Below are 14,362 nucleotides of genomic sequence, written 5' to 3'. Positions count from 1 at the left end.
GACCGTGCGTTCGGCGGCGCTCGGCGCGCGCGAGGGGGATGATCGGGGGATGGGCTTCTACAGCGAGCGGATCCTGCCGCACATCGTCGACACGGTGTGCGGGGTGGCCACCAACGACACCCTGCGCAGGCGGGCCTGCGCCGGTCTGCACGGTGCCGTGCTCGAAGTCGGGTTCGGGTCGGGCACCAATGTGGGGTTCTATCCGGACGCGGTGGAGCGGGTCAGCGGCGTGGAACCGGCCGATGTCGCCTGGAAGATCGCGGCGAAACGGGTGGCGGAGAGCCGGGTGCCGATCGAACGGGCCGGGCTGGACGGGCAGTCGCTGCCGTTCCCGGACGCGACCTTCGACACCGCGCTCTCGACGTTCACGCTGTGCACGATTCCCGATGTCGGTGCCGCCCTGGCCGAGATCCGCCGGGTACTCAAACCCGGCGGCACACTGCATTTCGTCGAACACGGGCTCGCCCCCGACGCGTCGGTGCGGACCTGGCAGTACCGGCTCGACCCGATCCAGCAGCGGATCGCCGGCGGCTGTCACCTCGTCCGCGACATTCCCGGCCTGCTCACCGAGGCGGGCTTCGAGACCGCCGAACTCGACCGCTTCTACCATCCGGGCGCACCGAAAGCGTTCGCCGCCTTGTCCCTGGGCGTCGCGCGCTGACAGGATCGGCACCGACGCTGACGGCGAGGGAAGGACATCCCGGGTGACCGAGCCGCGACGGTACTGGATCGAATTCGACCGAGAAGAGGGCACCGACGCACGGCTCTGGGAGGGCGTCGGCGTGACCGGCTTCGACGTCCCGGACTGCTTGTCGATGCTGGCGGACATGGTCGGCGACGGACCGCTGCCACCGGTGCGGCGCATCACGGTCGACATCTCCCTGGCCGAGCGACCGCCGGTGAACCGTAGTCTCGGGGTCCCGGTGTGGCGTGGCGTGTGGTACCCACCCGTGAACCTCGGAATCGGGCCGACCCGCGCGATCGACCGCAGGAACGCACCCGCCGACTACCCGGTGCCGGTCACGGGATCAGGACGAGCCGCCCGGGGCGCCGCACCCACCTGGTGGGACGAAATCCCGCATATCGAAAGCCTGCGATGGCCGTTGGTCGACATGCACAGTCGCGAGTACAGCCGCGGAATGCGCGAGCGAGCGGCGGCGCTGCGCGCGGCCTGCCTCAGGGATCCCACCACCGGGAAAATGCTGAGTGAAGCGCTCGATTTCATGATCGCGTGGCGCCCGACACCGGACGACTGGTTCGATCCGGGGTAGCCGTAGCATCCGCCGAAAATCGGGCGGATATGGCGCAGCTGCTGGTCAGCGCCGGTTGGCGTCCGGGCCGAGCAGCGCGGTGAGCTCGCGCATCGCCTGCGGGGACGGTTTGAAGTAGCGGCGCAGGTTCTCGGCCTTGCGGTGCCGGGACTTGGCCATCAGTTGCAACAGGCTGGCCCCGGATTCCCCGAGGTGGGTCAGGCCGGAATGGCGCAGTTCGTGCAGATCCCAGCCGGTTCCGGGCCCGTCGAGCGCGGTAGCGGCGTCGAGCAGGTCGCGGGCCTGGTCATAGGACAGCCGGGCCAGCCCGGTGTCGGGGCAGACATCGCGGTCGGCAAGGTACTTGCCGGGCCCGGGCCGGCGGTGGCCCACGAACACCGGTCCGCGGGTGCGGCCCTTGATCAATCGCGGGAGCAGGCGGGCGGTGCCCGCGTCCCAGTACACGGTCTCGAGGACGTGTTCGTGGTGGGCTGGCCCGCGGCGGCGGGTGCGGGGTTTGGCGCCCTTGGATTTCACCGGCGCGCTGCGTGCGGCCAGGTCGAGGTCTTCGATGTTGAGCTGGAGCAGTTCTTCTGCGCGGGCGCAGGTTTCATACAGCATCCGCCACAGCGTCTTCTCCCGCACATGGATCTCGCGGCGGCCGAAGAGCCGGTCGATCGCGGTGCGGGAGCGGACCGGGGTGTCGGAGTCCGGCGGCGTCGAGCGCCCAGCCGAGGCCGGGAGCGTCGGTGCGGTCCAGCCCTGCTCGGCGCACCAGCTCAGCCATTTGCCGACCGCGGCGCGGCGCGCGTTCCAGGTATTGACCGCCGCGCTGCCCCACAACGATTCCAGCGCGGCGCCGATCTCGTCGTCGGTGACCGAGTCCAGGGCCCGGCTGGGCCCGATCAGCCCGTCCTCGCCACGGCCGTCGAGCTGGTCGACGGTCTTGACGATGGCGATGCCGTAGGCGCGGCGGGTGTTCGCCGAGCCGATCGTGTCGAGGAACGCCTCGGCGGCGGTGCGCAGGGTGCGGGTCGGCGCGGTGCGCAGCCGGGTCACCTTCGCGGCCATCGAATCCCCCGTTTCCGGCTTGCCCCGGATAACGGGGCCGCTTCGCGTCGGTGCGACGGTAGGTCCGCCGCAGGTCGACTCTCACGTTACCCCGGATAACAGACTGTTATCCGGGGTATCAGCGCAGCCGGGGCGCGTGGACGCCGTCGCGGGAGGGGCGTGATCTGGCCGGGGTCAGGCCGTTGGCTGTGGTGACCGGGCCGAGGCGGGCGGCAAGGTGCGAGTCGGGCGGCAAGGTGCGAGTCGGGGGGTGCGGCGGCGCCGCATCTCCCAGTAGTAGCTCAGTGCTACTGCGCCCCAGCCGGCGGTGGCTGCGGCGCAGGCCAGCACGGTCGCCGCGAGGACGAGGGCCAGCGCGGTGTTCACGCCGCCCCCCGGCGCGACGGAGGCGTGGGGCGGGGATGACCGTGCTCGCCGGAACAGGTGGTGCCGGAACAGGCGGTGTGGGCACGGGTCGGGGTGACACCGTCCATGATCTCGGTCCACCAGTCGTCGAGGGGGCTGGGTTCGGGCCAGCAGACGACTCCGCTGTCGCCGGGGGTCGGGGTGGGCGTGACGTTGCGAGGCATAGGGGGTCTACTCCTGGCAGGACAGGGGCGGTGGTTCAGGTGGCGCGGCGTCGGCATCGTGGCCGGAACCGCGGCCGGTCGCCGGTCTGGGGTTCGGTGCCGGGTCGGTGGTAGGTCAGGACCCGGGCGGCTTCGGGGCCGCGGCCGGTGTCGGTGGTGGTGAACACGACGCGCTGGCCGGAGTGCAGCGTCTTGTAGCCGGGGGACTCGATGGCGGTGTAGTCGCAGAACACCGGCGGTCCGCCGTTGTCGGGGCGCAGGAACCCGAAACCCTTCTGCGCGTCGAACCATTCGACCTGTCCCGCTGTCCAGGCTGATGCCGTGTCCTCGGGGTGGACGGGGTCGGTGGCGGGCTGCTGGTCAGTGGGCCAGTAGTGCGAGGTCGTCATCATTGTCGTAGGGGGTGCTCCAGGCTTGCTCGAAACGGTCGGCCACGTCGGCGGTATCGAGTCCGGCCGGGCCGGGTGTGGCGGTCTGGACGGCGTCGAAGTCCGGGCCCAGGTCGCGGTCGGCCTCGTCGGCGAAGGTGTGCTGTTCGAGGCGGTCGGCCTCGGACGCGGTCGGTAGCACGGTCATGGCGGTCCTCCTCGTACGGGCTCGTGGGACGGAGTCGGTGGCCGGGCGCGGTGCCCGGCCACCGGGACCGAAGGAAAACGTTGTTCAGCTCATCGGAAGAGTCGATGTCGTGGATCTGTCGATTGCGCATCACCTCACTTCGAGAATTTGTGTGATCGGGACAGCGCGGCCGTTCCGCCGCCACGGAGGGCTGCGCTGGGTCGGTGTCCACTGCGGTGAGCTCGGCCGGGCCGGTGGTGGGTAGGCCCGCTGTTGTCGTGGTGGCCGGTGCCGGTGGGGGTCACCGCCGCCGGGGCGAGCCGGTGGCCGCGGTGGTGGATCGATGCCGGTGAAGACGGCTTCGATCTCGGCGACCAGGTCGGCGTAGTCGGGATCCAGCGCCCACAGTTCGGTGTCGTCGCACCAGCGGTCGGGCGTGGTGTCGATGATCGAGGCAGACATCGTCGAACCTCCCATCGCACGGCTCAGGCGTTGATGGCCTGGCGTTCGTCGTTGCGGGCGATCTCGATCTTGCGGGGCTTGGCCTTCTCGGCCACCGGGATGATCAGGCGCAGCACTCCGTCGCGGTAGTCGGCGCGGATGGCGTCGGTGTCGAGGTTCTCGCCCAGGAACAGCTGTCGGGAGAACACGCCGCGGGTGCGTTCGGCCGCGATCATCGTCCTGCCCGAGTCCAGGCCCGGCCGTGACGCGCGCACGGTCACCACGTTGCGCTCGACATCCAGATCCAGCGAATCCGCGTCGATACCCGGCAGGTCGAGCTCGACGAAGAACTCGTCGCCGTCACGCCAGGCGTCCATCGGCATCGCCGCCGGGCGGGCGGGTGTCCCGAACACCTGCTGGGTCAGACGATCCAGGTCACGGAACGGATCGGTACGCATCAGCATGGTCGCCACCTCCAACTCACTCCATTCTCGGTAGATTCTCGGCCAGATAACCTCTGCCATCCGGCATAGATATTATTTAGCACTCGACTCAGGAGAGTGCAAGTGTCTACATGAGATAATCTGGGCTAGAGTTCAGAAGACGAGGTGAGGACAGGTGATGGACCCACAACGCGACACGCTGCCAGGCGCCGGGCGGGGGGTGTATGCGATCTCGGTGGCCGCCGAGCTGGCCGGGATCGGGGTGCAGACCCTGCGCCTCTACGAGCAGCACGGCCTGCTCACCCCGGCTCGCAGTGCCGGGGGGACCCGCCGCTACAGCGGCGCCGACCTGTCGCGGCTGGCGCGGATCACCACCCTGACCGGGGAGGGTGCCAACTTGGCCGCGGTCGCGCGCATCCTCGAACTCGAAGACACCGTGGCACGGCTACGCGAACAGCTCCGCACCGCTCAGCAGCCACCGCAACACCCGCCGACCGCCGAGCAGGGCTGACCGGGCCCGTCCGGGGTAGGGCCGCGGCCGATTCATCCCGCAGGCCGTCGCCTGAGTCAGAACAGGGTGTCGCGGACCCGCAATGGCCGATACCCGGTCGGCCCGAGCGCGGCGAGTTCGGCGTCGATGTCGACTTCGATCGCGCCGAAGAAGTTGATGTTGGCGCTGTGCGCCGGGGAGATGTGGGCCAGGACCTCGTCGTCGATGCGTTGCCCGGCCCGGCGCATCTGCTGCACGGCGAGCCCGTAATACTCGGTGGTCCAGGCGATCACGGCGTTGGTCGCCAACGTCAGGCACCACGCTTGTTCGGTCTGCTGTTCGAGGTGGCGCGCTCGGATCATGCCCTCGTGGGCGTAGAGCAGGTCGCGGCGCAGCGCGTGCAACGATTCGCCCTTGTTGAGCTGGCGGGAGATCTTGCGCCGGTAGTCGGGGTCGGAGAGGTATTTCGCGGCGTAGATGGTGCGTCGCAGTGCCCCGTACTCCTTGAGCGCTGCGGCCAGGGTGTTCTGACGCCCCGAGGCCGAGAGCTTGCCGACCAGCAGGGAGGCGGTGGCGTGCCCGAACTTCAGCGACCCCGCCAGGCGCAGCAGGTCGTCCCAGTGCTCGGCGATCAGCTCCAGGTTCGCCTTGCGGGTCATCAACGGTCCCGCGTGCGGGAACCGAGCCTCGGCCTCGGCGCGCGGGCCCGGCCGGTAGAGAGTGATCCGGCCCAGGTCCCGGATCCGTGGGGACAGCTGCATCCCGAGCAGGTCGAACAGCCCGAAATTCACGAGCGTGACCCCGTGGGTGTCGGTGGCGTGCTCGGTGATCGGCAGATCGGTGGCGTTGCCCAGGATCTCGTCGAGCACGTAGTGGGCTTCGCGTCTGGTCGCCACGATCACCTTGGTGCCGTAGGTGGCGTGGGTGTCGGTGACATGGGTGTAGGTCGACAGGCCCTGATCGGCGAAGTAGCGGCTCATCGGCCGCGCGGTCGTCGACTTGCCGCGCGTCGGGAAGCGCTGCCCGTCGCTCGAGGACACAGTGCCGGTCCCGAACACCGTGGTCAGCGGAAGCCGCTGGTGATAGTCGATAAGCACCAGATTCGCCGCGCGCAGGGTCTCCTCACGCACATACCATTCGTCGGTCCAGGACAGGATGTCGTAGCTGATGCCGCAGGCCTCGGCCATCCTGGTCAACCCGAGGTTGGTCGAGTGCGCGAGCAGCACCGCGATCAGGTTGCGTTTCAACTCCGGCGTGCGGGTGGCCTGGCCGCCGGCGTGGGTGAAGCAGTCCAGGTAACCGGTGCGTTTGTCCAGCTCGATCAGCAACGACACGATCGGCGCGAAGGGCAGCATCTCGGTCAGCTCGGCCTTGAGCGCGATCGCCTCGGCCGGAACGTCTTCCGCGGTCAGCGGCGAGATCACCAGGTCCCCGTCCTCGTCGACCCGCACCGGGCCCTCACCCTCGGCGAGCACCGTCTCCAGCTCACCGAGGGCGGTGTGTAGTTCGTCGACGACGCCGGCCAACGCGGCGCCGGGATCGGCGGACCGGCCGACCAGGCGACAGAATTCCTCGCGCTGTGGGGCCCACGCCTCGTCGGTGAGCAGGTAGGCCGCGGGGTCGGCGTAGCGGCGTGAGCCGGGCACGAACACGTCCCCGCTGCGCAACCCGTCGCGCAGCCCGAGCAGCACGCACAACTCCCAGTAGTGCCGATAGGCCGTGGCGCTACCGGTTTTCCGGGCTTGGTCGAGGTAGCCGCGCCACTTGGTCGGCACGAACCCGGTCGGGGCGTCGTCGAAGACCTTGCGCCGCCCGGTCGCGTTCAGCTCGCGCAGCATCGCCACCGCGACCAGCAGCTCGGTCGCGGCGGTCCCGCCGGCGAAGCGCACCGAAGCCAGCACCGCCGGGGTGAATTGGCGCAGATAGTTGTAGGAGGAATCCAGCGCGGCCAGGTGCCCGTGATCACGGGGAAGGCGCGGTTTGGCCTGCGCGATCGCCGCGCGCAGGCGTTCCCATCCGATCTTCTCTCCGCGGATCAGCCCACCGATCTCCTCATCCGCGACAGCCGGGTCGGTGACGATCGCCAGCAGCTCGTCGAGCAACCCTTGGCGGTCCTCTCCTGTCTTGCCGCGTTCGGCCAGTTCCTGCTGCATCCGGCGTTCGGCGGCCCCGAACTTCGCCGAGATCGCCTGATCGAACAACGCGACCACCTCGTCGAGCACGTCGGTGCCCGACTGGGCCAGCACGGTGAGCAGGATCGGGTACCGCCGCTGCGGATCCCGGCGTTCCAGGGCTTGCGGGGTCAACCGGCGACCCACCGCGGCCAGGAACCGGCGCCGCTCGGCCGGTAGCGCCGACAGGTCCAGGCGATCAGCACCCAGCCCTCGCAGGAACGCCAGCTTGTCGACCTCGGCGCGCACCCCGGCCGCCGAGGCCTCCACCGGCCCGGTCGACAGCCACCGCAACCGCGAGATCCCCAGCGAGGCGTCGGTGGCCAGCAGTCCGTCCAGCTCCGCGCAGCGAGCCGGGGTGAGTTCGTGGGCCAGCCGGTCATAGGTCTCGGTCTGAGCCTGGTGGCGGGCGTGCGCGACGCGCTCGACCACGGTGACCGGGCCGGGCCGGATCACCCGCGCCGAGATCAGGTACTCACATCCCAGCCGGAACAGCAGGGTCGGGGAATCGTGTTCCATCGCCCGCGCGAGCAGGAACTCGTCGAGTTCCTTGAGTTCGAGCGCACCGGCCGCCCGCCAGCCCAGGTACTGCGCGGCCAGGCGCACGTGCTCGGTGCGGGTCTTGGCGCGCCGGCCGTAGCCACCGATCTCTACCGGATCCACCCCGAGCTGCTCGGCCAGACGCGCCACCGCCACCGGCGGGGCCGTGACCAGGCGGTCCGGCACGAATCCCAGCCACGGCAGCGTGCACAATGCGATCGCCAACCCCAACCGGTCCGCCGGGCCACGCCCGCGGCCCGGATCGACGAACGCCAGATCCGACGGCGTCAAAGTGAAGTACCGGAACAGTTCCTCGCGACTGATCTCGGGAAACCCCCGCAGACGTTCCAGTTCCTCGTCCGCGAACATCCGCGTCGCCACGAAACCCAGCCTCCACCAGAGCCGACCAACATCATCCCCGGCAGCCAAGCACCAACGCGCCCCACACGCACACCGAGCACGAGAACCGGTGCCCAGCAGGCGGCTACGCCATATCCGCCCGATTTTCGGCGGATGCTACGGCTACCCCGATCCGACCGGAACCGAATTCGCCGAGCAGCGCGACCTCAACGACTACCTGCGGGCCTTCCGCGACTACCTGTTCGGCGATCGCCCGGAACCGATCGACCCTCCGGGCAGCGAACCACTCACCGCCGAGGCCGTGGACCAGCTGATCGCCCGCCAGCTGTCGGGTGAGCGCTGACGCCGGTTGGAATCAGCGCGAACACATGGGTGGGCGGATCGCCGTCCCGGCGATAGCGTCCCGCCATGACCAGTCAGCTCACCACGCTCAACGACATCTCCGACGCGACCGCGCAGGCGGTGGCGACCGATCCGGCCAACGCGCACTTCGTCTTCCGGGCCGCGGGCACCACCGAGGGCACGGTGGGCAGCGTCGTCACCGCGCGCACGCACCGGGTCGTCGTCGACGAACCGGCCGCGCTCGGCGGCGCCGACACCGCCGCCAACCCGGTGGAGGTGTATCTCGCCGCGCTGATCTCCTGCCAGGTGGTCACCTACCGCTTCTGGGCACAACGCCTCGGCATCACCGTCGACGACCTCGCGATCACCGCCGAGGGCGACCTGGATGTGCGCGGTTTCTTCGGCATCGACGACACGGTGCGGCCCGGCTTCCAGGCGGTGCGGGTGCACGTGCGGATCACCGGCCCCGAGACCGCACAGCGCTACGCCGAACTGCAGCAGGCGGTCGACGCGCACTGCCCGGTGCTGGACCTGTCGACCGGTGCCACGCCGGTGAGCACCACGCTCGACGTCGGCTGAGCGGGAATCCGTTCCAGCACGCCACCGGCGAACACGTCGTAGAGCGGCAGTGTCTCCAGGTGGACGTAGCCGATGTGGCAGTCGCACACCGACAGTGGGCACGGGCGCGGGGTCAGCGCGGCGCGGTAGGAGCCGTCGTAGAGGTTGCCGAGCGGGGTGCGCACGAAGTGGCAGCGGCGGACCTCGCCGTCACCGTCGACCGAGATCACCGACGACCCGGTGCGGCAGGCTGATCCGGCCGAGCGGTGTGGGTGCCTGCTGAACGGGAACAGCGCGTCGATCGCGGTCCAGCGCGCGGCCTCGTCGTCGGTGTAGGTGTGCCCCTCGGCGGCATTGACCCACAGATACACGTGCTCGGGCAGATCGGCGCGCAGGCGGCGGGCGTGCGCGAGGTGCTCGGGCAGCCCGACGATGCCGACGCTGAACCGGATTCCGGCCTCGGCCAGCCGTTCGGCCTTGTCGAGGAAGCGCCGATAGGGCGTCTGGCCGGGATGGTAGGTGCACCAGAGGGCGAGGGTGTCGGGGTCGGCGTCGGCGGTCCAGTCGATCCGGCCGCTCAGGTTGGTCTGGATGGCGACCCGATCGACGTGCGGGCGATGGGACAGCTCGATCAGTGCCGTCCGGTACCACGACCGCACCAAACCCTCACCCCACGGCGTGAACAGCACCGACAGCCGGTCCCCGGTCTGCGCGTGCGCCCACTCGGTGAAGCGGCGCAGCGCGGCCCGGTCGGCGCGCAGCTGATCGGTGGAGTCGCGGCGCTTGGCGAACGGGCAGTACGGGCAGTCGTAGTCGCAGGAGGCGAGCGGGCCGCGATAGAGCAGGGTCAGGTCCACGGTCAGCGCAGCTCGTAGGCGGCCATCGCGGCGCGCACCGCGGGGGAGAAGAAGCCGGGACCGATCGCATCGGAGTAGGCCAGGCCCTCCGGTGACAGGCGCAGCAGGTCGGTGCCGGTGTCGGCCAGCCAGCCCCGCTCGGCCACGGTGCGCAGCTCGACGGCGAAGTCGTCCCGCGGATCGCTGCCGAAGCGGGCGCGATAGTCGGCGACGGCGAGCCCGTCGGCCTGCAGCAGGGATTGCAGCAGGTGCCTGCGGGCGGCTTCGTCGCCGTCGACCACCCGGCCGTGCAGGGCCGTCGTGAAATCCGTCGTCTCGACGTAGGTGTCGATGATGCCGCGCACTTCGCGCAGGTCGACGGCGTAGTCGAAGGAGTAGTGCAGCGTGCTCGTGTAGGAGCGGGCGCCGCAGCCGAGCCCGATCATGCCGTCGGTCTGGCAGGCGTAGTCGTCGGGGCCCTGGGGTGGGGCGTCGGCGCGGCGGAACATCCGCATGGACACCTGCTCGTACCCGGCGGCCAGCAGGTGATCGCGGCCCCGCGCGTACAGCGCGAGCCGGTCGCGGTCCCAATCCCGGTCGGCGACAGCGGGATCGGTGTGCCGGGCCAAGCCGGTCAGCGGGCGCACGTAGAGCGGGTAGAGGTAGATCTCCTCCGGCCGCCAGGCCAGGGCCGCGTCCAGCGAGACCCGCCAGCTCGCGGCGGTCTGACCGTCGATGCCGTAGATCAGGTCGATATTGAGGACGGGGATGCCCGCGTCGCGGACCCGGCCCAGCGCCGCCTCGACCTCGGCTCGCCGTTGCGGCCGCACCGCCGCCCTGGCCTCGGCGTCGATGAAACTCTGCACGCCCAGGCTCAGGCGGGTCGCCCCGCGCTCGGCCAGCACCGTCAGCCGGTCGGCGGTGGCGGTCGACGGTGAGGCCTCCACGGACAGTGGGATCGCGCGCAGGTCGGCGCCCATGATCCGCTCGGCGATATCGCACAGCCTGGTCAGCTCGTCGGCCGTGAGGAAGGTCGGGGTGCCGCCGCCGAACGCCGCGTTGGCGAAGCGAAGGGGTTCGGCGTCGCCGAGACCGTCGCGCACGGCGGTGGCCTGGCGGGCGAGCGCGTCGAGGTAGCGGCCGGTGAGACCCTCCGGGGCGCCGACCCGGGTGAACAGATTGCAGAAGCCGCAGCGCACCTCACAGAACGGGATGTGCAGATACAGCGAGAGCGCCGACCGGGATTCGCCCGCCCACACCCGCGACAGCGGGGGTCGATCCGGCAGCGGGCGATAGGCCGTCTTGTGCGGATAGGCGTAGACGTAGTTCTGGTACGGGCGCGGTAGCGCGGTGTCGATCATGCGTCGGGCTCCAGGAAGAAGTGGCTGTAGGGGACCGTCCACACCGACTCGTGGCCGAGCCGGTGACCGGTGTACCCGTCGTCGCCGTAGGCGGTGCCGTGATCGGAGCACACGATCGCGAAACACCGGCGGCGCGAGCGCATCGCGTCGAACAGTCTGCCGACGTGGGCGTCGATGTACTCGAGCGCCGCCGCGTGGGTGTCGCGGCTGTCGCCCGCGTCGCCGGTCGCGCCCGGCAGGTGGAACCAGTTCGGCTGATGCAGTGCCGAGGCGTTGAGGAACAGGAACAGCCGCTGCTCGGCGGGAACGGCGGCGACCGCGCGTTCGGCGCACGCCACCTGCTCCTCGAACGAGGTAGGTGAGGCCACGGAGAACTCCGGCGCCCAATGGCTTTCGGCGAACAGGCCGGGCAGCACGCTGCCCAGCGCGCCCTGCTTGTTGAAGAAGCCGACGCCGCCGATACACACGGTGTGATACCCGCGGGCCGCCAGCGCCGTCACCAGATCGGGTTCCTCGAAGACGAAGGTGCCGTCGGCGGTGGTCTCGCTGCCGGCGAAGCGGGCCGCGAACAGGCGCGGATGCGGGCCGGGCGTTGCCGGGGTCGGCAGGAAGCCGGCGAACATCGCGTGGTGCGAGGCGTAGGTGAAACTGCCCGGCGCGTGGCGCTTCTCCCAGCGGCCCTGCGGCAGATGGGCGGCCAGGGTGGGGAGTCTGCCCGCGGCCGCGAGCTCGGTGGCGACGTCGTAGCGCAGGGTGTCGAGGGTCAGCAGCAACAGGTCGTCGCGGCCGACGACCTCGGTCATGTCGGGGCGCGACGGTGTCGAGACGGTCATCGTGACGCTCCGATCGGGGACGCGGCGGTGAGCTGCGCGGTGTAGGTGTCGAGTCCCTCGGCTGGGGTGCCGGGCAATCCGGTCAGGCCCGGCAGCAGGTCGCCGAACGCGTTGACCTCCCCGACGGTGAACCGCCGCCACTGCGCACCGGGCAGGAGATCGACCCCGACGCACAGGGTTCCGGGGAAGCACGCGGCGGCGCGTTCACAGATCTCCCTCGCCTCGGCCCATCGGTCACCCATCGCGGCCCGGACCTGGTCGAGGTCACCGCGGGCACCGCCGAGGTGCAGGTTGGTCAGCGGGCCACGGCTGGTGCGGACGACGGCATGGGTGGCCCGGCCCGCGATCACCACCACCCGCAGGTCCGCCGAGCGGCCGCCGGTGGTGGCCTTGGGGATCCAACGTTCGACGTGCAGCCCGTCGGGCGCGAGCCGGTCGACGATGGCGCCGATCGCGCGTTCGTCGCGATACCGGCGCACCCGCAGCGAATTGTGCAGGGCGCCCCCGGCGCTCACCTCGACCGAGGTGGTCGCCTGCCAGCGTCCCGACGCGCTGGACTCGATCGCCAGCACCCCCGACGCCGACGAACCGTGCGCGAGCTTCACGAACACCCTGGCCATGCCCGCCGCCCGCATCTGTGCCCGGACGTCGGACCAGCCGTGGACCGGGCCGGTGACCGGCGACGGCGGGACCGGCACACCGGCCGCGCCGAGCCGCGCATGGCAGCGCCGCTTGTCGAACAGCACCGCGAGTTCGGACGGATCGTCCAGCCGGTGCCCGCCGCGCAGGGAGTCCACCGTCGCGAGGAATCGGGTGTACCACCGGGCCGAACCCTCCACCCGGGTCGGGTCATTCACCCCGCGCAACAGTGCATCGACTGCCATATTCTCGCCCGGCGAATCCAGCCGGACGATCTCGTCGTCGGCGAACTCGTGACCGCCCTCGGTCAGGACCGACAGCCATTCCACCACTCGCGGCGCCGGGAACCCGGCGGCGCGGGCCGCCTCGGTGAACAGCCGGACCCGCCGGTTCTCGGCGTTGCCGACCACCACCAAGCGCACCTCGGATCACTCGCCGACCGCGACGAACCGCCACACCGAACCGTCGTCGTCCTCGTCGGACTCGGCGTCGTCGGTGTCGAGGTTCAGTTCCACGCCCGCCGCGGTGAGCGTATCTGCGAGGCGGGCGCCGATCTCCTTGCTCACGTAGTTGTAGTGCAGGTCCAGCGATTTCAGATGGGTCAGCGGCTGGCCGCCGAGCAGCGCGGCGGCACCGTCGTCGGTGAGGACACCCATCGACAGGTCGAGCACCTCGAGGCGGGCGACCACCGGAGCCGAGGCGATCGCGGCACACACCGCGTCCTGGATCTCGCTGTTGCGCAGGGCCAAGCGCTTGAGGCTGGGCAGCTGATCACCGGACAGGATCGGCGCGAGATCGTCGACATCGGCGTCGCCACCGTATTCGGAGGTGCCAAGCCACAGTTCCAGATCGTGCAGCGCGGGCAGGTCGCTGGCGGCGATACCGCGCACCACCGCCACCGGCAGGCCACCGGCCTGCACCTTCAGCTTGCGCAGATGCGCGTGGTGGATCGCCGGGAACTCGAGCTGTTCGCCACCGCGCGCGCCGAACTCCTCGAGCAGCGGGAACGCGTCGAGCAGCCGGGTGACCTCGCCCTGGTTGATCCAGGAGATCTCGCATTCCTCGCCGACGATGTCGCCGACGAACAGCGCCCGCAGCGCGGGCAGCTGCGCGCGGGCGGCGATGATGGCGTCGATGACATCGTCGGGCCGGTTGTCGTAGGCGTCGGCCCACGAACCGACCACGATCGACCGCACCCGGGCCGCGTCGACGGTGTCGAGGAACCGGGCGAAGGCCTCCGGCCAGGTTTCGGCGGCGTCGTAGGAGTCGACACCGATGCGCCACGCCACACCGTCGGCGGCGGGCAGCAGCCGCACGGCCGTCTCCTGCGCTTCGGCGTCCTTCTCCGGGTCCGGGAACGGATAGGTGGGCAGACCGCCCCACCCGCGCAGATGTTCTCCGATGGACATAGCTGTTCCCGCCCCTTCTGGCGTAGTGACCCCGTGGTGACAGCTGCGTTTCTACCAAGCGGCACCGACAATCCGCGCGGCGGCCCGAGTTGTCGGCCCCTGCCGCTACCGTCCTCGCCACGGCAGCGGTCGCGGGCCGTGACGGGAGGAAATTCATGTATCGACAAGGCGATGTCCTGATCGTGCCGGTGGCCGAGACGGCCGTTCCCGGTAGCGCGCTGGCCGCGCGGGGTGAGCACCGCGACGGGCGGGGCAGGCTCGTGCTGGCCCTCGGGGAGGTGACCGGGCACGCGCATGCGATCGCCGCGCCCGGCCGATTGATCAGGGAGGCGGGCGCTTTCGGGCCGATGCTGCTGCACCTGCCCGAAGGCGGACGGGTGGTCCACGAGGAGCACGCGGCGATCGGCCTGCCGAAGGGGTGGTACCGGGTGGTGCGCCAGCGCGAGTACATCCCGGGATCTGTTCGGGTGGTGGCGGACTGATGATCGGGGAGA

General features: G+C 70.4%; 17 protein-coding genes and 1 pseudogene. 6 read left to right on the top strand and 12 right to left on the bottom strand.

Annotated features, from left to right (window positions below; genetic code table 11):
• Positions 1-49: 49 nt before the first annotated feature.
• Together AB0L91_RS19725 and AB0L91_RS19720 are read left to right on the top strand one after the other, a co-directional pair.
• On the top strand, positions 50-661 hold the full coding sequence (locus AB0L91_RS19725; protein ID WP_357346961.1) for a methyltransferase domain-containing protein: 612 nt from the start codon (positions 50-52) through the stop codon (positions 659-661).
• A gap of 121 nt (positions 662-782) precedes the next feature.
• Entirely contained in the window at positions 783-1,271 is a 489-nt protein-coding gene (locus AB0L91_RS19720) for a hypothetical protein (RefSeq protein ID WP_365011839.1), read from the top strand.
• A 45-nt stretch (positions 1,272-1,316) separates the two neighbouring features.
• Here the strand turns inward: AB0L91_RS19720 and AB0L91_RS19715 are convergent, their stop codons facing one another.
• The 6 genes and pseudogenes from AB0L91_RS19715 to AB0L91_RS19690 form a co-directional block, all read right to left on the bottom strand.
• The gene (locus AB0L91_RS19715; RefSeq protein ID WP_365011838.1) at positions 1,317-2,321 is read right to left on the bottom strand and encodes a site-specific integrase; all 1,005 of its coding nucleotides are present in this window, start codon (positions 2,319-2,321) and stop codon (positions 1,317-1,319) included.
• A 362-nt stretch (positions 2,322-2,683) separates the two neighbouring features.
• The gene (locus AB0L91_RS19710) at positions 2,684-2,890 is read right to left on the bottom strand and encodes a hypothetical protein (RefSeq protein ID WP_357347188.1); all 207 of its coding nucleotides are present in this window, start codon (positions 2,888-2,890) and stop codon (positions 2,684-2,686) included.
• Positions 2,891-3,018: 128 nt separating this feature from the next.
• Positions 3,019-3,192, bottom strand: a pseudogene (locus AB0L91_RS19705) (cold shock domain-containing protein); the annotation flags it as partial.
• Between the two features lie 58 nt (positions 3,193-3,250).
• Positions 3,251-3,466 (bottom strand): hypothetical protein, encoded by a 216-nt coding sequence (locus AB0L91_RS19700; protein ID WP_365011836.1) that lies wholly within the window; start codon positions 3,464-3,466, stop codon positions 3,251-3,253.
• A gap of 129 nt (positions 3,467-3,595) precedes the next feature.
• Positions 3,596-3,907 carry a hypothetical protein gene (locus AB0L91_RS19695; RefSeq protein ID WP_357347192.1) on the bottom strand — a complete coding sequence of 104 codons (312 nt, stop codon included), beginning with the start codon at positions 3,905-3,907 and terminating at the stop codon, positions 3,596-3,598.
• Positions 3,908-3,930: 23 nt separating this feature from the next.
• Entirely contained in the window at positions 3,931-4,350 is a 420-nt protein-coding gene (locus AB0L91_RS19690) for an HSP20 family small heat-shock protein (RefSeq protein WP_357347194.1), read from the bottom strand.
• A 157-nt stretch (positions 4,351-4,507) separates the two neighbouring features.
• Between AB0L91_RS19690 and AB0L91_RS19685 the strand changes: the two genes are divergently transcribed.
• Positions 4,508-4,840 (top strand): MerR family transcriptional regulator, encoded by a 333-nt coding sequence (locus AB0L91_RS19685; protein WP_365011833.1) that lies wholly within the window; start codon positions 4,508-4,510, stop codon positions 4,838-4,840.
• Positions 4,841-4,896: 56 nt separating this feature from the next.
• On the opposite strand, the gene AB0L91_RS19680 is transcribed toward AB0L91_RS19685, so the two are convergent.
• Positions 4,897-7,911, bottom strand: a complete 3,015-nt coding sequence (locus AB0L91_RS19680) for a Tn3 family transposase (protein ID WP_365011831.1) — start codon at positions 7,909-7,911, stop codon at positions 4,897-4,899.
• A gap of 88 nt (positions 7,912-7,999) precedes the next feature.
• Between AB0L91_RS19680 and AB0L91_RS19675 the strand changes: the two genes are divergently transcribed.
• Positions 8,000-8,233 (top strand): hypothetical protein, encoded by a 234-nt coding sequence (locus tag AB0L91_RS19675; RefSeq protein ID WP_365011829.1) that lies wholly within the window; start codon positions 8,000-8,002, stop codon positions 8,231-8,233.
• A gap of 65 nt (positions 8,234-8,298) precedes the next feature.
• Positions 8,299-8,811 (top strand): OsmC family protein, encoded by a 513-nt coding sequence (locus AB0L91_RS19670; RefSeq protein ID WP_365011827.1) that lies wholly within the window; start codon positions 8,299-8,301, stop codon positions 8,809-8,811.
• Here the strand turns inward: AB0L91_RS19670 and AB0L91_RS19665 are convergent.
• The 5 genes from AB0L91_RS19665 to AB0L91_RS19645 are packed head-to-tail and all read right to left on the bottom strand — an operon-like array spanning position 8,715 to position 13,868.
• On the bottom strand, positions 8,715-9,647 hold the full coding sequence (locus AB0L91_RS19665) for an STM4011 family radical SAM protein (protein ID WP_365011825.1): 933 nt from the start codon (positions 9,645-9,647) through the stop codon (positions 8,715-8,717). The genes AB0L91_RS19670 and AB0L91_RS19665 overlap by 97 nt on opposite strands.
• Before the next feature lie 2 nt (positions 9,648-9,649).
• Positions 9,650-10,987 carry an STM4012 family radical SAM protein gene (locus tag AB0L91_RS19660; protein ID WP_365011824.1) on the bottom strand — a complete coding sequence of 446 codons (1,338 nt, stop codon included), beginning with the start codon at positions 10,985-10,987 and terminating at the stop codon, positions 9,650-9,652.
• Positions 10,984-11,820 carry an STM4013/SEN3800 family hydrolase gene (locus tag AB0L91_RS19655; protein ID WP_365011822.1) on the bottom strand — a complete coding sequence of 279 codons (837 nt, stop codon included), beginning with the start codon at positions 11,818-11,820 and terminating at the stop codon, positions 10,984-10,986. Before AB0L91_RS19655 ends, AB0L91_RS19660 begins: the two co-directional genes overlap by 4 nt.
• Positions 11,817-12,872 (bottom strand): STM4014 family protein, encoded by a 1,056-nt coding sequence (locus tag AB0L91_RS19650; RefSeq protein WP_365011820.1) that lies wholly within the window; start codon positions 12,870-12,872, stop codon positions 11,817-11,819. The genes AB0L91_RS19655 and AB0L91_RS19650 overlap by 4 nt, the downstream gene beginning before the upstream one ends.
• Before the next feature lie 15 nt (positions 12,873-12,887).
• Positions 12,888-13,868, bottom strand: a complete 981-nt coding sequence (locus AB0L91_RS19645) for an STM4015 family protein (RefSeq protein WP_365011818.1) — start codon at positions 13,866-13,868, stop codon at positions 12,888-12,890.
• A gap of 155 nt (positions 13,869-14,023) precedes the next feature.
• Between AB0L91_RS19645 and AB0L91_RS19640 the strand changes: the two genes are divergently transcribed.
• Positions 14,024-14,350 carry a hypothetical protein gene (locus AB0L91_RS19640; RefSeq protein ID WP_355272188.1) on the top strand — a complete coding sequence of 109 codons (327 nt, stop codon included), beginning with the start codon at positions 14,024-14,026 and terminating at the stop codon, positions 14,348-14,350.
• Positions 14,351-14,362 lie beyond the last annotated feature (12 nt).

The organism is Nocardia sp. NPDC051833 (genome assembly GCF_040681225.1).
Classification (GTDB): Bacteria; Actinomycetota; Actinomycetes; order Mycobacteriales; family Mycobacteriaceae; genus Nocardia.
This window is presented reverse-complemented; position numbering and strand designations above follow the sequence as displayed.